Genomic DNA, 20,229 nt, shown 5'->3' on the forward strand with positions numbered 1-20,229 from the left:
CGCCGGGGGTGGTACGTTTTTTTATCCCGCCCGGGCCCGCCCGGGGGCCCCGCCCCCCCCGGGGGCGGGGGCCCCCGGGGGGGCCCCCCCCCCGCCCGACCCCCCACCCCCGCTCCCCGTCTCCGATTCCGAACCTCCGACCTTCCGACCTTCCACCGAGAGGTGAACACATGAGCAGCGCGGTGCCGCCCGGCGGGGCGGGCCCCGGTCTCGACGACCCGCGCGGGACGGTCGAGGCCCAGGCCGCCCGACTGGCCGCGTCCGGCCTCGACACGCCCGGCCCCTACCTGATCGGGGTACGCCACCACGCGCCCTCGCTCAGCGCCGTCGTGCCCGCGCTGCTCGACGCCGCCGCGCCCGAGCTGCTGCTGGTCGAGCTGCCCGCCGAGTTCCAGCCCTGGCTCGACCTGCTCGCCGACGACGCCACCAAGGCTCCGGTCGCCCTCGCCGCCGCGCCCGCCGCCGACCGCTCGGACGAGCGCGCCGACGGCATCGGCGCCGAGGCCGGCCACGGCCCCGGCCTCGCCTTCTACCCCTTCGCCGACTTCTCGCCCGAACTCGCCGCCCTGCGCTGGGCCCGCCGCCACGGCGTCGAGACCATCGCCTGCGACCTGCCGCTCGCCGCCCGCGACCGCGGCACCGGACGCGAGCGCACCGGCCCCGACACCGGCCCCGATGCCCGCCCCGGCGTCGCCGACGCGCTGCGCCACCGCCTCACCGGCCGCGACGACGACGAGGACCTCTGGGACCGCCTCGTCGAGACCGCCGCCCCCGGCTCCGCCCCGGAGGCCGTCCGGCGCGCCGCGCTGCTGGTCGGCTGGGCGCTGCGCCGCGACGCCGAGGACGGCCCCGGCGTCGACCCGTACGACCTGCGGCGCGAGGCCTGGATGCGCGAGCGCATCCGGGAGGCGGGCGCGGGCGGGCGCCGGGTCGCCGCCGTCATCGGCGCCTTCCACGCCCCCGCGCTCACCCAGGACGCACCCGGCGAGCCCACCGGGCCCGTCGGCTCGACCGCGCTCACCGACGAGCCGACCCCGGACGCCCGTCATGTGGTCTCCCTGATCCCGTACACCTACCCCCTCCTCGACGCCCGCTCCGGCTACCCCGCCGGCATCCGCGACCCCGAGTGGCAGCACACCGTGCTCGACGCCGCCGGCGATCCGAACCGGCTCGACGAGGCGCTCGTCCGCACCGCCGTGCGCATCTGCGAGGCCCTGCGCGCCCAGGACCACCCCTCCGGCCCGGCCGACGCCCGCGAGATCGTCCGGCTGGCCGGCGACCTCGCCCGGCTGCGCGCACTCGCGGCCCCCGGGCGCGGCGAACTCGTCGAGGCGGTGCAGACCGTCCTCGCCCAGGGCGAACCCCTCGGACGCGGCCGGGCGGTGGCCCGCGCCCTGGAGAAGGTCCTGGTCGGCACCCGCACCGGTGAGCCCACCCCGGCCGCCCCGCGCAGCGGCCTCGGCCCCGCCGTCGAGCGGCTGCTCGCCGACCTCGGCCTCCCCGGTCCCGGGGACACCGCCGAGTCGGCGCCCCGCGAACTCCGCCTCGACCCGCTCCGCTCACCGCTCGACCGGCGCCGCGAACTCCTGCTCAACCGCCTCACCGTCTGCGGCGTCCCCTACGCCGAAACCGTCGAGACCACCGGCGCGGGCGGCACCGAGACCCTCACCACCCGCTGGCGCGTCCGCTGGACCCCGGCCGTCGCCGCCATGCTGACCGTGGCCGGCACCCGGGGCGTCACCCCGGCCCAGGCGGCCGAGGGAGCCCTGCGGGAACGGCTGCGCCGCGAACAGCAGGCGGACGGTCCCACCGCCCGGGAGGTGCTCCGGGGCCTCGCCGACGCCGCCGCCTGCGGCCTGCCCGCCCTCACCGACACCCGTCTGACCCAGCTCACCGCCGTCCTCCCGTCGAGCGGCACCCTCCCCGACCTGCTCGACGGGCTCGCCCTCCTCGACCGCCTCACCGCCACGCACCAGCCCTCGGCGCCCGCCGACCCGGCCTCCTCCACCGCGGCCCCGGGGGCGCCGGTCACGACGCCGCCCACCGGTGGTCCGGCGGTCGCCGCGCCGCAGGGCGAGGCGCCCGCCGCTGCCGACCCGGTTCTCGGCGCGCTCGCGGCGGCGGCCGAGGTCGTGACGGTGGCGGCGGTGCGGCAGTTGGAAGGGCTCGGCGGATCGGACGACGCGGACGACGCCCGGGCGCTGGTGGAGCTGGCCCGGCGGGCGGACCTCTCCGGAGGCATCCGGCTCCACCACGTGCTGACCGAACTCGCCGACGGAGGCAGCCCCTTGGTGCGTGGCGCGGCCGGGGCGGTGCGGGTGCTGCTCCGGCAGGAGGAGCCGGCGGTGTTCGGCGACCGGGCCGCCTCCTGGGTGGACGGCGCCACCGGCCCCGACGCCCGGCACGCCCTCGGACGTTCCCTCGTCGGACTGCTGACGGCCGCCGAAGGACTGTTCTCGACCGCCCCCGGGGTGCTCGAACCGGTGCTGGAGCGGGTGGTCACGCTCTCCGACAGCGCCTTCCTGGACCGTCTGCCGGCGCTGCGCGGCGGGTTCGACACGCTCAGCCCGGCCGCCCGTGACCGGCTGCTGCAGCTGGTCGAGGAACGCCTGGGCACCCGCCTGGAGACGCTCCCCGAGGAGGTACCGCCCGCGCTGCTCGCCGACTGGTCCCGCGCCGACCTGGCCGCCCGCGCGGCGCTCGCCCGCCGTGGCCTGCTCCCGGCCCTCCTCCCGGCGCCCACCGGCGAGGTACCGGACCCCGCCCCGGCCCCCGTCCAGGCCACCACACCCGCCCCCGCCCCCGCCCCCGCCCCTGCCCCCGCCCACGCCGGGATCGACACCGGGACCGGTACCCGGACCCACGCCCTGAGCCCGGCCGAGCGCTGGCGGCTGCTGCTCGGCCGGCCGGGCAGCGGCGGCCTCGGCGGCCGGGCCGCCCGTCTGGCGACCGCGCTCGACGAGCTCTACGGCACCGGACAGGGTGAGGGCTCCGGGCCCGGCCTGGAGGGCCGGGGCGGTGCGGGCGGCAACCGGGGCGGGCGTGAGGCGCCGTACCCGGGGGTGCGCGAGTGGTCCGAGGAGCTGACCGCCCTGTTCGGGCCGGGCCTGCGGGAGGAGGTGCTGGCGGCAGCCGTCGCCCAGGGCCGGGGCGACGCCCTGGAGGCGATCGACCCGGGCGCCGTCCGCCCGTCGGTCGACCTGCTGCGCACCGTGCTGGAGCACGCGGGCGGCCTGCCCGAGGCCCGGTTGGCGGGGCTGCGTCCGCTGGTCCGGCGCCTGGTCGACGAGTTGAGCCGGGAGCTGGCGACCAGGCTGCGCCCGGCGCTCACCGGGATCAGCGTGCCGCGCCCGAGCCGCCGCCCGGGCGGCGGGCTGGACCTGCACCGGACCATCCGGGCCAACCTCGCCACCGCCCGCCCGGCCGACCCCGTCGGCGGTCCGTCCGCCGACGGCCCGTCCGGCGGCGAACCGGGCGGCATGGTGATCGTGCCGGAGCGCCCGGTCTTCCGGACCAGGGCCCGCCAGGCGTCCGACTGGCGGCTGATCCTGGTGGTGGACGTCTCCGGCTCGATGGAGGCGTCGACGGTCTGGGCGGCGCTGACGGCGTCGATCCTGGCCGGAGTGCCCTCGCTGAGCACGCACTTCGTCGCCTTCTCCACCGAGGTGGTCGACCTGACCGACCGGGTGGCGGACCCGCTGGGCCTGCTCCTGGAGGTCCGGATCGGCGGCGGCACGGACATCGCGGGGGGCCTGCGGTACGCGCGGAGCCTGGTGACCGTGCCGTCCCGCACGCTGATCGCGGTGGTCAGCGACTTCGAGGAGGGCGGCCCGGTCGGCGGGCTGCTCGCGCAGACCCGGACGCTGGTCGGTTCCGGCTGCCACCTGCTGGGCTGTGCGGCCCTGGACGACACCGGGACGGCCCGGTACTCGAAGGCGGTCGCGGGCCAGCTGGTCGCGGCCGGGATGCCGGTGGCGGCACTCAGCCCGCTCGAACTGGCCCGCTGGGTGGGGGAGAAGGTCCGATGACGGAGGTGGCAGGGACAGTGACGGGAACAGGGACCGGGACGGGGCCGGGCGGGCAATGGCCGGCGGTCCGGCCCGAGGTGGTCGCCGAGGTGGTGGCCGGGCTGTCGGCGCGGCTGCAGAAGCGTCTGGACGGCGCCGCGGCCAAGCTGGCGGAGCGACCGGTGGAGCGCGCCGGCGAGGACTGGCGGATCGCCGTCGACGAGGAGACGGTGCTCGTCCTGCACGCACCGGGCGGGGTCGTCGCCGACCAGGCGGACGTGCGCTGCGGCTGCCTGCTGGCGCCCGCCTGTGTGCACCGGGCCGCGGCGGTCACGGTCTGCCCGCTCGCCGACGACGAACCACCGGCCGACGCGGACACCGCACCGGAGGAGGCCCCGACCGTCCCGCCCCCGGCCGCGGACTCCCCGTCGGACCCGTCGGACCTGGCGAATCCGACGGCTCCGCCCGGGCCCGCCCGCCCGGCCGAGTCCCTGCCCGCCGGAGCCGGGTCCGCCGGAGCCGGGTCCGGCGAGGCCCTGCCCACCGAGGCGCTCACCGCCGCCGAACTGGCCGCCGTCGAGCACCTCCACCGGGTCGGCTCCGCCGTGGTGGCGGCGGGCGTGGGCGGCGCGGGCGCGGTGCTGCAGGCGGAACTGCTGCGCGCGGCCCACCGGGCCCGGCTGGCCGGCCTGTACCGGCCGGCCGCCGCCGCGGTGGCGGTGGTCACCAGGATCCGCGCGGCCCGCTCGGGCGAGCCGGACCACCGGCTCGCCGATCTGGTCGCCGGTCTGCGCGAACTCCTCGGCCTCAGCACGGCACTGGCCCTCGCCGCCACCCCGCGACCGGACGTACCGGGCGAGCCGGGCGTGCCGGGCGTCGCGGAGCTGCGCGGCACGGCGCGCCAGGCCTACGCACCGGCGGGCGGCCTGCGGCTGTACGGGCTGTTCGCCGAGCCGGTGCTGACGGCCACCCACGCCGGTGTGCTCACCTGGGCGGTGGACGCGGGCGGTGGGCTGCACACGATGGCGGAGGTGATGCCGCACGCCGACGCCACGGCGGCGGCGCCGCAGGCGGTCGGGGCCGGGAACCGGACGGTGCGGCTGGGGGACGCGATGCTCAGCCACCGCGAGTTCACCCGGGCCGGGCTGGCCGTCCAGGGGGCTACCAGGTCGGCGGCGGGACGGCTCGGGGCGGGCGCCTCGGTCCGGGCGGTCCGCGCGGCGGGCGCGGCCTGGACGGCGGAGCCGCTCGCGGGGCTCTGGGCCGAGCCCCCGGCCGCCCAGGTGGCGCGGGCGCTCGCGGCGGGGGCGATGCCGCCGGAGGTCCGGCCGGCCGGGAGCGAGTTGCTGTTCCTGGACGTGACGCTGCTCGGTGCGGTGCCGTACGGGCCGGGCGGGGAGCCGCGGCTGCTCGCGGAGAGCGACGGGGTGGTGCTGGCGCTGCGTGCCGCGCACGACCATCCGGGGCTGGCGTACCGGGGCAATCTGGCGTTGCTGGCCACCGCCCCCGGCCTGCGGCTGCGGGTGATCGGCCGGCTGGAGCGCGCGGCCCGTCCCGAACTGCGGCTGCTGGCCATCGGCCTGCCGCCCACGGGCCCCTCCGCGACGGCCGGTTCCACAACGGCCAACTCCACAACGGCCGGCTCCACGGCAGCCGGCTTCGCGACGGCCGCCGACGGCGACGCCGGTACCGCGTACCCGGGGGAGCCCTCCCTCGCGCTGCCCGCCGACCGCTCGGGCCGGGTCAACCTGGGCCTGGAGCGGCTCCAGACGGCGGACCTCACCCTCCCGCGCGCCGACCCGACCGGTCCTGCGTCACCCACGGCGTCCGGTGCACCGGTCGGCGGCGAGGCCCCGACGCCCCCGGTGCACCTGCTCACCCGCCGGGTGGGCCAGGCGGTGACCGGCGGCCGTGACGCGCTGGCGCTCGCTTCCCGGGTGGCCTACGGCGACCGGGCCCGGCTGCGGTCGGCGGGACTGGCCACCGGTGCGGCGCTGCTGGACGGGCTGCTCGCCTCGGCGGTGGACCAGCCGCGCGACGTCTTCGGCCGGGTGGTCGCGGACGACCACGGCGCCTTCGCGGCCGCGTGGCTGGCGGCGGCCTGGTACGAGGAGGAACTGGCCTCGGCGCTCTGCGCGACCGCCTGGTCCGGGCCCCAGGGCGCGGTTTCGTCGGAGGCGACCACGAATCGGCCATGAGGATAACTATTTGCACAAGCAGGTAAGCCGCGCCGACTGGCATAATTGAGCCGGGGGGAGCGCGTTCCACCGGAACCGCACCCCTCCGGACCGGAGCACAACCCGAGCACAACCTGAGCAGAATCCGAGCAGAGAGGGGCGAGCCATGGGAATCCAGGACGACGCCGCCGAGATCCGCGCCGGCGGCTGGCGGACGCTCGCCGCGCTGCACGGGCTGATCGACTCGGCGCTGGAGAAGGCGCTGCAGGCGGAGCACCGGCTCTCGGTGGTCGAGTACACGGTGCTGGAGGCGCTGTCGCGACAGGACGGCTGGCACATGCGGATGCAGCAGCTGGCCCGCGCGGCCGCGCTGAGCAGCAGCGCCACCACCCGACTGGTGAGCCGGCTGGAGGAGCGGGGGCTGCTGAGCCGCTACCTCTGCGCGGACGACCGGCGCGGCATCTACACCGAGCTGACCCCGCAGGGGCGCGAACTGCTCGCCGCGGCCCGGCCGTTGCACGACGCGACCCTGGAGGCGACGCTCACCGAGGCCGCCGACCTGCCCGAACTGGCGCCGCTGGTCCGGGCCCTGTACGAGCTGGAGCTGGCCCCGGCGGCCCCGACCAAGGCCTGACCGTCTCACCCAGGCGCCCCACTCGGCTGCCCCACGCGGCCGCCTCACCCGGCCGCGTCGCCCCGTCGGCGGCGCGCCGGTCTCACCCGTGCGCCGCCAGCGCGTCCCGGTGGACCCGGTCGAGGAGGGCGAGCAGCAGTTCCTTGCTGGACGCGCGCTCCCGGACGTCGCACAGCACCACGGGCACGCCCGGGTCGAGGTCCAGCGCCCGGCGGACGTCCTCGGGGGCGCAGTCGCGGCGCCCGTAGAAGCAGTTGACGCCGACGGCGAAGGGGATGCCGCGCTGCTCGAAGAAGTCGACGGCAGCGAAGCTGGACTCCAGCCGCCGGGTGTCGGCCAGCACGATGGCGCCGAGCGCGCCGAGCGCCAGGTCGTCCCACATGAACCAGAAGCGGAACTGGCCGGGCGTGCCGAACAGGTAGAGCACCAGGTCCTCGCGGACGGTGATCCGCCCGAAGTCCATCGCCACGGTGGTCGTCGACTTGTCCTGGACGCCGTCGAGGCTGTCGATCCCGATGCTGGCGCGGGTCATCCGCTCCTCGGTCTGCAGCGGCTCGATCTCGCTGACCGAGCCGACCATGGTGGTCTTGCCGACGCCGAAGCCGCCGGCGACGAGGATCTTGACCGCGCCCGGCACCAGGCTCTGGGTCGTCACGTCGGGTCTCCTGAAGGGGGGAACGGGGCCGAGGAGGGAGCGGGGCGGCTCAGAGCCGGCGGACACCCTCGATCACGGCCTGGATCAACGCGATGTCCGGCGCCTCGGCAAGCTCGACGGGTGCCCGGGTGAGGATCATCCGGGCCTCGGCGAGATCGTCCAGCAGCACCTTGACCACGCTCACCGGGAGGTCCAGCACGGCCGCGATCTCGGCCACCGCGAGCGGGCGTTCCCGGCAGAGGTCCAGGATCGCGGCCGGTTCGGGCGTCAGCCGGCTGGTGTCGGTGCGGGGGTCGGCGGTGACCACCAGGGTGATCAGCGCGAAGCCGTCACGGACCGGACCGGTGCGCCCGTTGGTGATGGCGTAGGGGCGGACCAGATGGCCGGCCTCCTTGTCGAAGAACCAGGCCTCGGCGGCGTCGGCGGTCACGCACCGCCACCCGCATCCGGATGGCCGGCGTCGCTGCGCGGTGCTGCGGTGAGGTACTGGCCGACCTGCTTGACCAGCATGTTGATCTCGTAGGCCATCAGCCCGGCGTCGACCGCCTCGCTGGTCAGCACGGCGAGCCGGGCGCCCTGGCCGGCGGTCGTGACGAACAGGAACAGCCGGTCCATCTCGATCACGGTCTGCCGCACCCGCCCGCCGTCGAACCGGTGGCCGGCGCCGCGGGCGAGGCTCTGCAGGCCGGACGCGACGGCCGACAGGTGCTCGGCGTCGGCCCGGTCGAGCCCCTGGGAGAGCCCGACCAGCAGGCCGTCCTCGGACAGGACGACGGCGTGCCGGGTCTCCGGGACCCGCGCCACCAGCTGGTCCAACAGCCAGTTGAGGTCGCGCTCGGCGTCGGTGTGCTGCGTCATCACTGCTGTTCCTTAGCTGCGGAAGGCGCGTCCGGGTCGGGGGTCGTGGCACGGGCGGTGCGGGTGCCGCGCTGGATGGCGGCCATGGTGGCCCGCGAGCGCTGCGGGGAGGGATCGTCGCCGGGCGGTGCGGGGAAGCCGGGCTGCCCGCCGTCGTAGGGCGAGGGCTGTCCGTGCGGGGCGGGGGAGGACGCGTGGGCCTCGCGCAACTGTTCGGCGAGGCTGGCGTTGCGGACCCGCTGGGGCAGGATGCGCGGCGTGCGCAGCTCACTCTGGGGCCCGTGCTCGTCGCGGGCCTCCCCGGCACGCTGGTGCACGGGCGCCGCTGCTGCCGCGGACGGCGCGGGTGCCCCCGGCGGCGCGGCCGACGGCCCACGGGTACCGCCCTCGAACACGCTCGGCCGGGGGTCGTCCACCGGCTCCTGGTACGGCAGCGGCCGACTGGGCCGCGCCACGACCACCGCGCCCGGCAGGCCGGGGATCGGCGAGCCCACCGGCAGACCGCCGTTGACCGTCGGATCGTCCTGGTCCTGCGGGCCGGCGCCCTCGGGGTAGCGCGCGACCAGCTCGCCGATCACCAGACCGCCGTCGCCGTCGCCGTCGCTGCCGCTACCACCGCCGCCCGCGGGCCCGTCGCCCCTGGCGGCCACCTCATCCGGACCAGCACCAGCACCAGCGGCACCCGGACCGGGTCCCACCGCGGCGGGCCCGCTGCCCATCAGCCCGTCGAGCACCCCGGCGAGCGCGCCCGAGAGCTCCTGGTCGATCCTGCCGACGCCCGTACCGACGCCCGTACCGGTGCCCGCACCGGTGCCCGCGCCCACACCCGCAACCGGCCCCGCCGCGCTCTCCGGAGCTGCGCCGGGAGCGCCACCGGGCTCGTTGCCCGGCCGCAGGTCCGGGGCCGGGGACCGGGTGACCCGGGCGCCCGCCGGCAGGCCGGTGACGGCGGACGGCGCCTCCGCCTGGTGCAGCAGCGCCGCCGGCACCAGCACCACGGCCCGCGTCCCGCCGTACGGCGAGGGGCGCAGGGTGACCTGCACGTCGTGCCGGGCGGCCAGCCGGGCGACTACGAAGAGCCCGAGCCGCAGGTCGTCGCCGAGCGCGGAGACGTCCAGCTCCGGCGGGTTGGCCAGGTAGTCGTTGAGCCGCTGGTACTCGTCCTCGACCATGCCGAGGCCGCGGTCCTCGACCTCCACCACCAGGCCCTTCGGGACCTCCTGCGCGGAGACCTGCACCTGGGTGTAGGGCGGGGAGAAGGTGGTGCCGTTCTCGATCAGCTCGGCGACGAGGTGGATCACGTCGGCGACGGCCTGGCCGCCGAGCGAGGTGCGCGGCACGCCCTGGACGACGACCCGCGAGTAGTTCTCGGTCTCGGAGACGGCGCTGCGCAGCACGTTGACCATGGGCACGGCGTTGCGCCAGCGCCGGGCGGGCAGCGCGCCGCCGAGGATGACCAGGTTCTCGGCGTTGCGCCGCATCCGGGTGGCGAGGTGGTCCACGGCGAACAGCTCGCGCAGCAGGTCGGGTTCCTCGTGCTCGCGCTCCAGCGCGTCCAGCATGCTGATCTGGCGGTGGATCAGGATCTGGGTGCGGCGCGCGATGTTGAGGAAGACCTTCTTCGTCCCCTCGCGGCCCTGGGCCTGGTGGACGATCGCGGCGACGGCGGCCTGCCGGACGGCGGCGAGGCCGTCGGCGGCCTGCTGGAGTTCGTCGCCGGTCCGCCGGGACGGGGTCCTGGCGGGCGGGGTCGGGACCGACTCGCCGGCCCGCAGACGGCCGACGACCTGCGGGATCTCCTGCTGGGCGATCGCCAGGGCGTCGGCGTGCAGGGCGGAGATCCGGGCCGGCAGGACGCGCGCGGTGCGCAGCCCGCGCGCCAGGCTCAGGAGCAGGACGACACCGACGGCCGCGCTGCCCGCGTACAGGGCGTTGCGCTCTCCGGTCCCGCGCAGCAGGTAGCAGGCGTAGCCCCAGGCGGCGGCGAGGCCGAGGCAGGGGACCAACGTGAGGGTGAGGAGCGAGCTGCGTAGGGAGCCGGGCCGGCCGGCGCGGTGGCCCGTCCGGGGGGCCGATATGCCTGGCATCTGATTCCTTGTAGCAGGGCCGAACGGCGGGGTGTCCGTGTGCGGTCCGGCGGGGCCGCTGGGGCGCCACGGCCGACAGTGCCCGGAGGGTTGCCGGAGCTGGTGACCCGGGGGTGCACCGTCCGGACGGATGCAGCACGGCCGCCGACTTCAGGCACGCTACCAGCCCCGGGTGCCCTTCGGGCAACATCAACTGACCATATGTGAACGCCTGATGACAGGTCGTCCGGACATCCCGTGGCCGCCCGATCGGGTATTCGCACTGGTCAGCGAAGGCGTGGGGGGAGTGTCGGACGGCTTTCCGGCGGCCGGGGTCGCGGGCGCCGGAAAGCCGTCAGGGACAGGTCAAGAAGCGCTGTCCTGATGGGCCGCGCCGAACGCGCGGACCCGGCGGGTCAGCCCGCCAGCGGCATCCGCAGCACCGCCGCCGCGCCGCTCTGCAGCTCCGCCTCCGCGCGGGCCTCGCGTTCGGCCGCCTCGCTCCATGCCCAGCCGGCCAGGTCGGCGAGCTCGGCCGACCACTGCTTGCCGTAGGTGCCCGAGGCCACCTGGCCGAGCCGCAGCCGCTGGACGTCCGAGGTCCCGGCCGGCGGGTAGGTGTGGGTGGCGTCGCGCAGGTAGCGCTCGATGTGGAACTCCGCCTGCAGGCCGCGGCCGGCGTGGATCTCCATCGCGTTGCGCGCCGAGTCCAGCGCGTACTCGGTGTTGACCAGTTTGGCGTTCATCAGTTCGGCGTCGCAGGGCTTGCCGTGGTCCAGCAGGTGCGAGGCGTGGTACGCGGCGAGCTTGGCGGTCATCAGCCGGGACTGCATCTCGCCCAGCTTCAGCGCGATGTTGGGCAGTTGGGAGAGCGGCTTGCCGTAGAGCACGCGCGCCTCGGCGAACCGCACGGTGTCCTCGACGATCGCCACGTGGATGCCGAGGGCGACCGCCGCCAGGTTCAGCCGCCCGTAGAGGGTGGAGGAGGAGTAGGCGACGTCCAGGCCCTGGCCCTCCCGGCCGAGCAGGTTGGCGGCCGGGATCCGGCAGCCCTCGAAGACGAGCTCGCCGAAGCTGAAGCCGTGCAGTCCGCTCTGCGAGCCGAGGGAGCCGGTACGGAACCCGGGCCGGTCGCTCTCCACCAGGAAGGCCGAGAGCCCCCGGCTGCCCTGGCCGGTGCGCAGCACCACGCCGTGCACGTCGCCGATGTGCGAGTTCCCCACGAACCACTTGCGGCCGTCGAGCACGTACTCGTCGCCCTCGCGGCGGGCGGTGCCGCTCATGCCGAGCACATGGCCGCCGGACTCCGGTTCGGTCACGGCGATGGTGGGCAGTGCCGCGCCGGAGGCGAACCTGGGCAGCCAGTGGCGGCGTTGGGCGTCGTCGCCGAAGTGGATGACCTTGGCGACGCCGAGCTGCGAGGCCTGGGCCATCGCCCCCATGGCGCCGCTGACCCGGGACAGCTCCTCGACGATGACGGTCTTGGCGAGGTGTCCCAGCCCCAGCCCGCCGAATTCGCGCGGGATGGTCACGCCGATCCAGCCCCGGCGGGCGATCTCCTGCGCGAGTGCGAACTCGACCTGGCGCTCGGCCTCCATTCTGGCCACCTGCGGGCGCACTTCCTTCTCCGCGAACTCGCGCACCTCCGCACGGAGGCTCTCGTGTCGTTCGTCGGTGAAGTAGTCCATCGCCATGCCCCGGTCCTCTCGGGTTCGGTTCGTTCGGTGGATGTGCCTCCGTCCGTGCAGCCGATCCGCGTCGGCCGCCGAGGGCGTGGGGGATGTGACGGTGGCGGCCGGGCGCCCCGTTGCAGCGGGCGCGTGCGGAAGTGCCGGCGGTGGCCCTCGCTGCCCTTGGGGACCGCCGATTTTCGGCAGGGCTCATTGTCATATGTGCTTGGGAAGCGCTCTACGGAGGATCTTGGATTGGCGCGATCAGGTCGTTCGGGCGCGGTGGAGGGTTGAAACCCCGCGAGGCGGGGATATGAGGTCCCCCCGATCGCCGGATCGGTCGGATCCGACGGTTCCGCTTCCGGTTCCCCTCCCGTTCCCGACAGGCGGCCTGGCCGCCGCCTCCTTGTCCAACATCAGGCTTTGACGGCTCATCAGCAGTCGAGACGGCGCGGGCCGAGAGCGCCGAAGCTGCCGGATGTCTGATTACATGTGCGCCATGACTGATGTGATGAGCACTCAAGGCCAGTTCCCGGGTGCCGCCGGGGAGTCGGAACGGGCCCGCAGGCTTCGCAGCCTGGGGCTCGACGAACCCACCGCGGACGAGGCCTTCGACCGCTTCGCCCACCTGGCCGCCAGCATCACCCGCGCCCCCATCGCGATGGTCAACTTCATCAACGACGAGCGCCAGATGTTCCGGGGGCTCTACATTCCGCCAACCTCCCCCGACATTCCGGCCGGAGAGGGCTCCTCCTGGGCCGACCGCGGCATCGCCTTCGACCTGCCGACCCGGCAGATGCCGCTGAGCCACGGCTTCTGCCCCCACGTCGTCGCCCAGCGCTCCCCCCTCGCGCTGGACGACATCCTCGCCTACCCCCGGTTCGCCGGTAACCCGGTCGTCGACGAACTCGGCGTACGCGCCTACCTCGGCGCTCCGCTCGTCGACGACACCAACACCGTCATCGGCACCGTCTGCGTCCTCGACCGCGAACCCCGCCAGTGGGGCCGCGAGCGCCTGCGCGACATCCAGCACCTCGCCGAGGCCCTGCTCTCCGAGATCCGGCTGCGCGACAACCTGCTCGCCCAGCAGCAGGAGATGTTCGCGGCCTTCGACGGCTCGCCCTTCCCGATCATGCTCACCGACGGCCCCGGCCAGGAGATCCGCTACGCCAACGCCCAGCACGCCGAGGTCTTCGGCGCCCCGGCGGCGTACGGCGCCATCGGCCAGGCCTACCCCCAGCTCGGCGCCGCCGGCCTCCAGCAGGCGGTCTCCGAGGCCTACCGCACCGGCCGCGCGACCGTCCTCAACGACGTCCGCGTGCCGTCCCTGCGCCCCGACGCCCAGCGCGGCCAGCAGATCTTCAGCTTCACCTGCAGCCCGCTGCGCACCGCGCGCACCGGTCAGGTCACCGGCGTGCTCACGGTCGGCATGGACGTCACCGCGCAGTCCCGCACGGAGGAGGAACTCGGCACCCTGGCCGCGCTCCTGGTCGACCGCCTCCAGCAGAACGGCGCCCCCGTCACCCGCCCCGGCACCGGCGAGGCCGGGCTCGTCCTGCCGGCCTGAGCGCCGGCCGTCTCCCGCCACCGCACCGGTTCCCACCGCACCAGCCCCTATCGCACCGTCTCCCCACCGCACCGGCCCCCTGCCGTGCAGGCCTGCTACCACAGGCCCCGAAGGACCCCGGGCACCCGCCGCACCCCGACCGTGCGCCCGGTTCCGCCGCGTCCGCCACCGCGGCGGGGCGCCTCTCACCCCCGAGGAGAGGCCCCCCGCCACGGTGCTGTCCCGACCGGCGCGGTCCGGCCCGGCGCCGTCCCGACCGGCGCCGTCCGGGTGAACGCCGTCCGGGTGAATCGGGCCCGCCGCCCCGCCGCGCACGCCCGCGCGAGCGCCGCCGGTGGTAGGCATGGGCCGCATGCAGTGGTTCGCCGCCCCCGAGTACTGGCTCAGCAGGCTCCTCGTGCAACGGCTGCTGGCCGCCCTCTACCTCACCGGCTTCCTCGCCGCGGCCCTCCAGTTCCGCGCTCTCATCGGAAGCCGCGGCATGCTCCCCGTCCCCCGCTTCACCGCCCGGGTCCCGTTCCGGCAGGCACCCGGCCTCTTCCACCTCCACTACAGCGACCGCTTCTTCGCCGCCGTCGCCTGGACCGGCGCCGCACTCTCCGCCGCCCTCGTCGGCGGCCTCGGTGACGCCGTGCCGCTGTGGACGTCGATGCTCTGCTGGGCGGCGCTCTGGGCCCTCTACCTCTCGATCGTCAACGTCGGGCAGACCTGGTACTCGTTCGGATGGGAATCGCTGCTGCTGGAAGCGGGCTTCCTGGCCGTCTTCCTCGGCAACGGCGACACCGCCCCACCCCTTCCCGTGCTGTGGCTGCTGCGCTGGCTGGTCTTCCGGGTCGAGTTCGGCGCCGGACTGATCAAACTGCGCGGCGACAGCTGCTGGCGCGACCTGACCTGCCTGCGCTTCCATCACGAGACCCAGCCGATGCCCGGACCGCTCAGCTGGTTCTTCCACCACCTGCCCGACCCGCTGCACCGGGTCGAGGCCGCGGCCAACCACGTCACCCAACTCGCCGTCCCCGTCTTCCTGCTGCTTCCACAGCCGGTCGCCACCTACGCCGCCTGCGTCGTCGTCGCCACCCAGTTCTGGCTGGTCGCCTCCGGCAACTTCGCCTGGCTCAACTGGCTCACCATCGCCCTCGCCCTCGCCGCCGTCGAACCGGCCCGCCTCGGCCTGCCCGTCCACCCCCGCGCCTACGGCGACACACCGCCCTGGTTCGAGGCCCTCGCGCTCGCCGTCACCGCCACCGTCCTCGTCCTCAGCTACTGGCCGGTCCGCAACATGCTCTCCCGCCGTCAGGTCATGAACCGCTCGTTCAACGGCCTGCACCTGGTCAACACCTACGGCGCCTTCGGCAGCGTCAACCGGACCCGCCAGGAGGTCGTCGTCGAGGGAACGGACGAGCCGGTGGTCACCCGGCACACCGTGTGGAAGGAGTACGGCTTCAAGGGCAAACCCGGCGACGTGCGCCGGGCCCCGCGCCAGTACGCCCCTTACCACCTGCGGCTCGACTGGCTGATGTGGTTCGCCGGGATCTCACCGGGCTACGCCCGGCCGTGGTTCCTGCCGTTCGCCGCCAGGCTGCTGGTCAACGACCCGGACACACTGCGCCTGCTGCGCCACAACCCCTTCCCGGAGGGTCCGCCGACCCACGTCCGGGCGACCCTCCACCTCTACCGGTTCACCGGTTGGCGCGAACTGCGGCAAACCGGAGCGTGGTGGCACCGCACGGCGCTCTACGAGTACCTCGCGCCGGTCGACCTCGCCACCCTGGCCCGCGCCGGCCACCGTCCGCCGCCCGCGCGGTGACCGGGCGCCGGAGCACCGGCGGCCCCCGGGTGACCGGGCGGCGCACGACCGGTGGACGACCACCCGACCGGCCCTCCCGAGTGGCGCCCGGGCGGGCGGTACGGCACGCCACACCGCCCCGAGGGACGGTGGGTGCGTGCATGGCTCGAACGGGCACCCGTATTCTTGGCCTCCGACCGGCAGCCCGACCGCGCGCCCCCGGCCCCTCGCACCGAGGCCCACCGCGCACCCGGACCGCCGCCCCCTCGCCGCCCGTCCACGCCCCCGCCGCAGCCGCCCAGAACCGGACCTCACATGACAGTGCTTCACTCCCGCAACGCCGACGCGGCCGACGCAGCCGGCTCCGCAGACGTCAAGGACACCACGGACACCAAGGCCGCCACGGACACCGCCGACACCGCCGACACCGCCGAGAGTGCCAACCCCGCGGACACGACGGACACGACGGACACCAAGGACGTCGCCGCCACGGCCGACACCGGCACCGACACCGGCCTCCGCGAGGACCTCGGCCGCTACGCCGAACTCGGCGCGTTCACGCTCACCGCCGACACCCACCCCTGGTACGCGGCCCTCGACACCGTCGCCACCCCCGAGGACGCCCGCGCCGCGTCCACCGTCCTCGCCGAACTCCGCGGCCACGACCTCCAGCAGGTGTGGGAGGACGTCACCACGCTCGCCGCCGACGTCAAGCTCGACGCACCGGACACCGTCGGCAAGAGCGCGGTGCTCGTCGAGATGCTCCAGCTGGTCCGTCGCACCGCGACCGTCCTCGTGCCCGCCGCGTACGACACCGACCTCGAATCCCTGATCGCCGCCACCGCCGACCGCAACTGGCGGCGCGAGCGCGGCGTCAAGCTCTCCTGGCTGCGCGCCCGCTCGCTGCGCAAGCAGGCCGCCGCCCTCGCCGTCACCAGCCGCCCCCGCGCGCAGGACCTCCACGAGGCGCTCGCCTCCGCCGAGGTCGAGCGGCGCGCCTGGGCCGCCCTGGCCTCCGTCGGCACCCTGCCCAGCGCGCCGTCCGACGGCGAGCTGGCCCACCGCACGGCGCAGGCCTTCGAGGCCGTCAACAGCGGCGTGCGCGAACTCGCCCGCCTGCTGCCCGGCCAGGACCTCGACGGGCTGTCCTTCCCGGACCTCGTCGACCTGGTCGACCGCCTCGCCACCGACGAGGGCACCCTCTACCGGCTCCCCACCCTCCGCGGTCTGCGCGCCACCCTGGAGGACGCCGGCCTCGCCGACCTCCTCACCGAACTCGCCGCCACCCACGCCGACCGCCGCGCCGCCGAGGCCGCCTACACCGCCCGCCAGGCCCTGGCGGGCGGCCAGCGTGACGGCCTGACGCCGGCGACGGAGGAGCGGGCGGCGGACGCCACCGAGGACGCCGCTGCGGAGGCCGTCGAGGGGACCGCCGAGGCGGTGAACGAGGCCGAGGCCGAGGCCGAGACCGAGACCGCCGAGGCCGTGACCGCCGTGACCGAGCCCGAGGCGGCGGCGGAGGCGGAGGCCACGACCGACGAGAAGCCGCTCAGTGTCACCCTCCCCGCTCCGTCCCCGGCCGCCGACGACCTGGTCGGCATCACCGCCGCCCCGCCGGCCCAGCCCTCCGCCCCCGACGCCGAGACCATCGCCCCCGACGAGGCGGAGGCCGAGGTCGCGGTTGAGGCCGAGGCCGAGGGGCCGGCCATCGCCGTGGTCACCACGTTCGTCGCCGTCGACGACACCAAGCCGGAGCCCGTGGCGGAGGCCGAGGCTGCTGAGGAGCCCGCCGAGCCGGCCATCGCCGTGGTCACCACGTTCGTCGCCGTCGACGACACCAAGCCGGAGCCCGTCGCGGAGGCCGAGGCTGCCGAGGAGACGGTCGAGCCGGCGGTTGACCTGCCGGTCGAGGCTGAGCCGGTTGCCGAGGAGGCAACGCCCGAGGTTGTGGCGGAGCCCGTGGCTGACGAGGTGGTCGAGCCGGCGGCGGAGGTCGCGGTCGAGGCTGCTGAGGAGACCCTGCCCGAGCCGGTTGCCGAGGTTGCTGCTGAGGCTGTGGCCGAGACCGCCGTGGAGGCGCCGGCTGACGAGGTGGCCGAGACCGACGTTGAGGAGGTAACGCCCGAGGCTGCTGCCGAGGTTGTGGCGGAGCCCGTGGCTGAGACTCCGGCTGAGGAGACGGTCGAGCCGGTGGTTGAGCTGCCGGTTGACGTTGAGCCGGTTGCCGAGGAGGCAACGCCGGAGGTTGTGGCAGAGTCCGCCGTGGAGGTTCCGGCCGACGATGAGGTCGAGCCCGAGACTGCTGCTGAGGACGCCGTGGCGACTTCGGCTGAGGCCGAGGCTGCCGTCGAGCCCGAGCCCGAGGCCGAGCCGGTCGCCGAGACTGCCGAGGAGCCGGCCACCGAGCCCGCCACCGCCCCCGAGGTCGGTGGGCGGCCGGAGAAGCCGGAGTTCACGCCGGGGCGGCCGGTGACCGCGTACTCGGCGGAGGAACTGCTCGCGATCGTGCGCTGGGTGGACGGCGACGGGGTCGAGCGGAGCGACGAGGAACTGCTGCGGGCGGCGATGAAGGAGCTCGGCTTCGCCCGTCTCGGTCCGCGGATCAAGGAGGCGCTGGGCGCCGCCGTCGGCGCCGCGCGCGCCTGACACCCGACGGGTACCCGGGAAGGCTCCGGGCGTGCGGTCACCGACCGTGTGCCCGGGGCCTTCGCCGTGTCCACCCTTCGAAATCCGATTGCCCTGCCTGCGCGGGCTGTTGAGACTCGGCGACGGTCGGACAAACCGATCAACGCCGATCGGCGCCAACAGAGTGGAGCCCCCGCATGCCCGACCTCCTGCGTCCCCGCGCCCTCGGCCCGGGCGACCTCGTCGCCGTCGCGGCGCCCGCCGGACCGTTGGAGGCGGACGCCGCGCCGCTGCTGGAACGCGGCGTCGCGACGCTCACGGCCATGGGCTTCCGCGTGCGCCGCACGCCGCTGACCGAGCCGGGGCGCCGCCGCTGGTGGGCGGCGGCCGGGCCCGCCGAGCAGGCCGAGGAGTTCAACCGGCTGCTGCGCGATCCCGAGGTCCGGGCGATCGTCGCGCACACCGGCGGGCAGGCCACCGCGGGGTGGCTGGACCGGCTGGACGTCGACGCCGTCCGCGCCGACCCCAAGCCGGTGCTCGGGTGCAGTGACGTCTCGCTGCTCCTGCTCGCGCTGCACGCCCGTACCGGCCTGGTCGGTGTCCACGGCGACATGGCGACCTACGGACTGGGCGGCTCCTGGCACACCGCCGAACCGGCCACCGAACCAACCACCACACCGACCACCACACCGACCGCCACGACGCTCGCCGGCCTCTACCGCCGCGTCCTCACCGACCCGGCCGTGCCGCTCGGTCCGCTCCCGGAACTCCGCGCCTCGGGCGGCCGGGAGTGCTGGCGGCCCGGCCGCGCGTCCGGACCGCTGCTCGGCGGCCTGCTCGGGCGGCTGGTCGCGCTCCAGGCGACGCCCTACGCGCTGCCCGCCGAGCGCTTCGACGGGGCGGTGCTGTTCTGGGAGGAGGTGGACCGGCCGCTGTCGGGGGTGTGGCAGGACCTGCACCTGCTCCGGATGTCCGGCGTGTTCGACCGGATCGCCGGGATGGTCGTCGGGGTGCCGCACCGGGTCACCGCGGCCGGCTGCGCGGACGACGCCCCGGCGCCGGCGCTGCGCGAGGTCGTGCTCGACGTGCTGGGCGACCGGCCGCTGCCGGTGCTCGGCGGGGTGGATCTCGGCCACGCCGGTCCCAACCTGCCGCTGCCGCTGGGTGTGCGCGCCACCGTCGACGCCACGGCCCGCACCCTCGGCCTCGACGAACCGGCCGTCACCCCGCGCTGACGCGGCCCGGGCGCACCCGACCCTGGACGACCGGATCCCTCACCCGTGCACCGACGCCCGGGCGAGCTGCCGGGCCAGCACCGCCGGGGCCTCCGCCAGGGACGGGCCGTACCAGGTGAGGTGGCGGCCGCTCACCAGGGCCGTCGGGATGTCCGGGAAGCACTCCGGGCCGTCGTCGGCGGTGAAGCGGTAGGGCTCGTCGGGCAGGACCACCAGGTCGGGGCGGGTGGCGAGCAGATCGGGGAGCGGGACGGCGGGGTAGCGCTCGGGCCGGGCCGGGTCCTCGGCGTGGGGGAGGCGCAGGCCGAGACGGCGCAGCAGGTCCCCGGCGAAGGTGTCGTGGCCGAGCACCATCCAGGGGCGGCGCCAGATCGGCACCACCGCCCGGCGGGCCGGTCCCGGCAGCGGCCGGACGTCGGTCCGGGCCGCGGCGGGCCGTGCGGCGTCGCTCCGGGCCACGGCGTCCGAGGCGCCCAAGGTGTCCAGGGCGGCCCAGGCGGCCTCGGCGGCGTCCAGCCAGGGCGGGCGGGGCAGGCCGCAGCCGACGGTGAGCAGCCGGTCCAGGGAACGGAACGCCTGGTCCAGGGTGCGGATGTCGGTGACCCAGACGGGCAGGCCGGCCGCGCGCAGGGCGTCCAGGTCGGGGCGGCGGTTCTCCTCGTCGTTGGCGATCACGAGGTCGGGGGCGAGTGCCGTGATCCGGGCCACGTCCGGGTTCTTGGTGCCGCCGATCCGGGGCACGTCGAGGCCGGCGGGGTGGCTGCACCAGTCGGTGGCTCCGGCCAGCAGCCCCTTCGCGCTCGCGGCGACCGCCTCGGTGAGTGAGGGCACCAGCGACACCACCCGCCGCACCGGCCCCGGCCCCAGCGGCACGGGCAGCCCGAGGTCGTCGGCCGCAAGCCCGACGGCGGAGGGCCCGTCGGCCGACGGGCCCGGCCCGGGGGTGGCG

13 protein-coding genes are annotated in these 20,229 nt (G+C 75.8%); 7 read left to right on the top strand and 6 right to left on the bottom strand.

Going from position 1 to position 20,229, the window contains the following annotated elements; all coding sequences use genetic code 11:
• Nucleotides 1-170 precede the first annotated feature (170 nt).
• The 3 genes from ACFU9E_RS14415 (at nt 171) to ACFU9E_RS14425 (ending at nt 6,818) form a co-directional block, all read left to right on the top strand.
• Nucleotides 171-4,028, top strand: a complete 3,858-nt coding sequence (locus ACFU9E_RS14415; RefSeq protein WP_380688869.1) for a DUF5682 family protein — start codon at nt 171-173, stop codon at nt 4,026-4,028.
• A gap of 17 nt (nt 4,029-4,045) precedes the next feature.
• Nucleotides 4,046-6,205, top strand: a complete 2,160-nt coding sequence (locus ACFU9E_RS14420) for a hypothetical protein (RefSeq protein ID WP_380715025.1) — start codon at nt 4,046-4,048, stop codon at nt 6,203-6,205.
• Nucleotides 6,206-6,350: 145 nt separating this feature from the next.
• Nucleotides 6,351-6,818, top strand: a complete 468-nt coding sequence (locus ACFU9E_RS14425; RefSeq protein WP_380679385.1) for a MarR family winged helix-turn-helix transcriptional regulator — start codon at nt 6,351-6,353, stop codon at nt 6,816-6,818.
• An 82-nt stretch (nt 6,819-6,900) separates the two neighbouring features.
• Here the strand turns inward: ACFU9E_RS14425 and ACFU9E_RS14430 are convergent, their stop codons facing one another.
• The 5 genes from ACFU9E_RS14430 to ACFU9E_RS14450 form a co-directional block, all read right to left on the bottom strand.
• Nucleotides 6,901-7,473 (bottom strand): ATP/GTP-binding protein, encoded by a 573-nt coding sequence (locus tag ACFU9E_RS14430; protein WP_355362772.1) that lies wholly within the window; start codon nt 7,471-7,473, stop codon nt 6,901-6,903.
• A gap of 49 nt (nt 7,474-7,522) precedes the next feature.
• Complete coding sequence (locus ACFU9E_RS14435; protein WP_355362774.1) at nt 7,523-7,903, bottom strand: DUF742 domain-containing protein; 381 nt, start codon at nt 7,901-7,903, stop codon at nt 7,523-7,525.
• The gene (locus ACFU9E_RS14440) at nt 7,900-8,331 is read right to left on the bottom strand and encodes a roadblock/LC7 domain-containing protein (RefSeq protein WP_355362776.1); all 432 of its coding nucleotides are present in this window, start codon (nt 8,329-8,331) and stop codon (nt 7,900-7,902) included. Before ACFU9E_RS14440 ends, ACFU9E_RS14435 begins: the two co-directional genes overlap by 4 nt.
• Complete coding sequence (locus ACFU9E_RS14445) at nt 8,331-10,418, bottom strand: ATP-binding protein (RefSeq protein WP_380679390.1); 2,088 nt, start codon at nt 10,416-10,418, stop codon at nt 8,331-8,333. Before ACFU9E_RS14445 ends, ACFU9E_RS14440 begins: the two co-directional genes overlap by 1 nt.
• 395 nt (nt 10,419-10,813) lie before the next feature.
• Nucleotides 10,814-12,085, bottom strand: coding sequence for an acyl-CoA dehydrogenase family protein (locus ACFU9E_RS14450; protein ID WP_380679511.1), 1,272 nt, complete (start codon nt 12,083-12,085; stop codon nt 10,814-10,816).
• Between the two features lie 481 nt (nt 12,086-12,566).
• On the opposite strand from ACFU9E_RS14450, the gene ACFU9E_RS14455 reads away from it, so the two are divergent.
• From ACFU9E_RS14455 to ACFU9E_RS14470, 4 genes are all read left to right on the top strand, one after another.
• On the top strand, nt 12,567-13,634 hold the full coding sequence (locus tag ACFU9E_RS14455; RefSeq protein WP_355362780.1) for a GAF domain-containing protein: 1,068 nt from the start codon (nt 12,567-12,569) through the stop codon (nt 13,632-13,634).
• Between the two features lie 352 nt (nt 13,635-13,986).
• Nucleotides 13,987-15,441: a lipase maturation factor family protein gene (locus tag ACFU9E_RS14460; protein ID WP_380679514.1), complete on the top strand. Its 1,455-nt coding sequence runs from the start codon at nt 13,987-13,989 to the stop codon at nt 15,439-15,441.
• Nucleotides 15,442-15,735: 294 nt separating this feature from the next.
• Nucleotides 15,736-18,066 (top strand): hypothetical protein, encoded by a 2,331-nt coding sequence (locus ACFU9E_RS14465; protein WP_380715027.1) that lies wholly within the window; start codon nt 15,736-15,738, stop codon nt 18,064-18,066.
• A gap of 176 nt (nt 18,067-18,242) precedes the next feature.
• The gene (locus tag ACFU9E_RS14470; protein ID WP_380679397.1) at nt 18,243-19,280 is read left to right on the top strand and encodes an LD-carboxypeptidase; all 1,038 of its coding nucleotides are present in this window, start codon (nt 18,243-18,245) and stop codon (nt 19,278-19,280) included.
• 39 nt (nt 19,281-19,319) lie between these two features.
• Here the strand turns inward: ACFU9E_RS14470 and ACFU9E_RS14475 are convergent, their stop codons facing one another.
• Nucleotides 19,320-20,147, bottom strand: a complete 828-nt coding sequence (locus ACFU9E_RS14475; protein ID WP_380679517.1) for a helical backbone metal receptor — start codon at nt 20,145-20,147, stop codon at nt 19,320-19,322.
• Nucleotides 20,148-20,229: the final 82 nt, after the last annotated feature.

This window comes from Kitasatospora sp. NPDC057595 (genome assembly GCF_042800875.1).
Lineage (GTDB): Bacteria > Actinomycetota > Actinomycetes > Streptomycetales > Streptomycetaceae > Kitasatospora.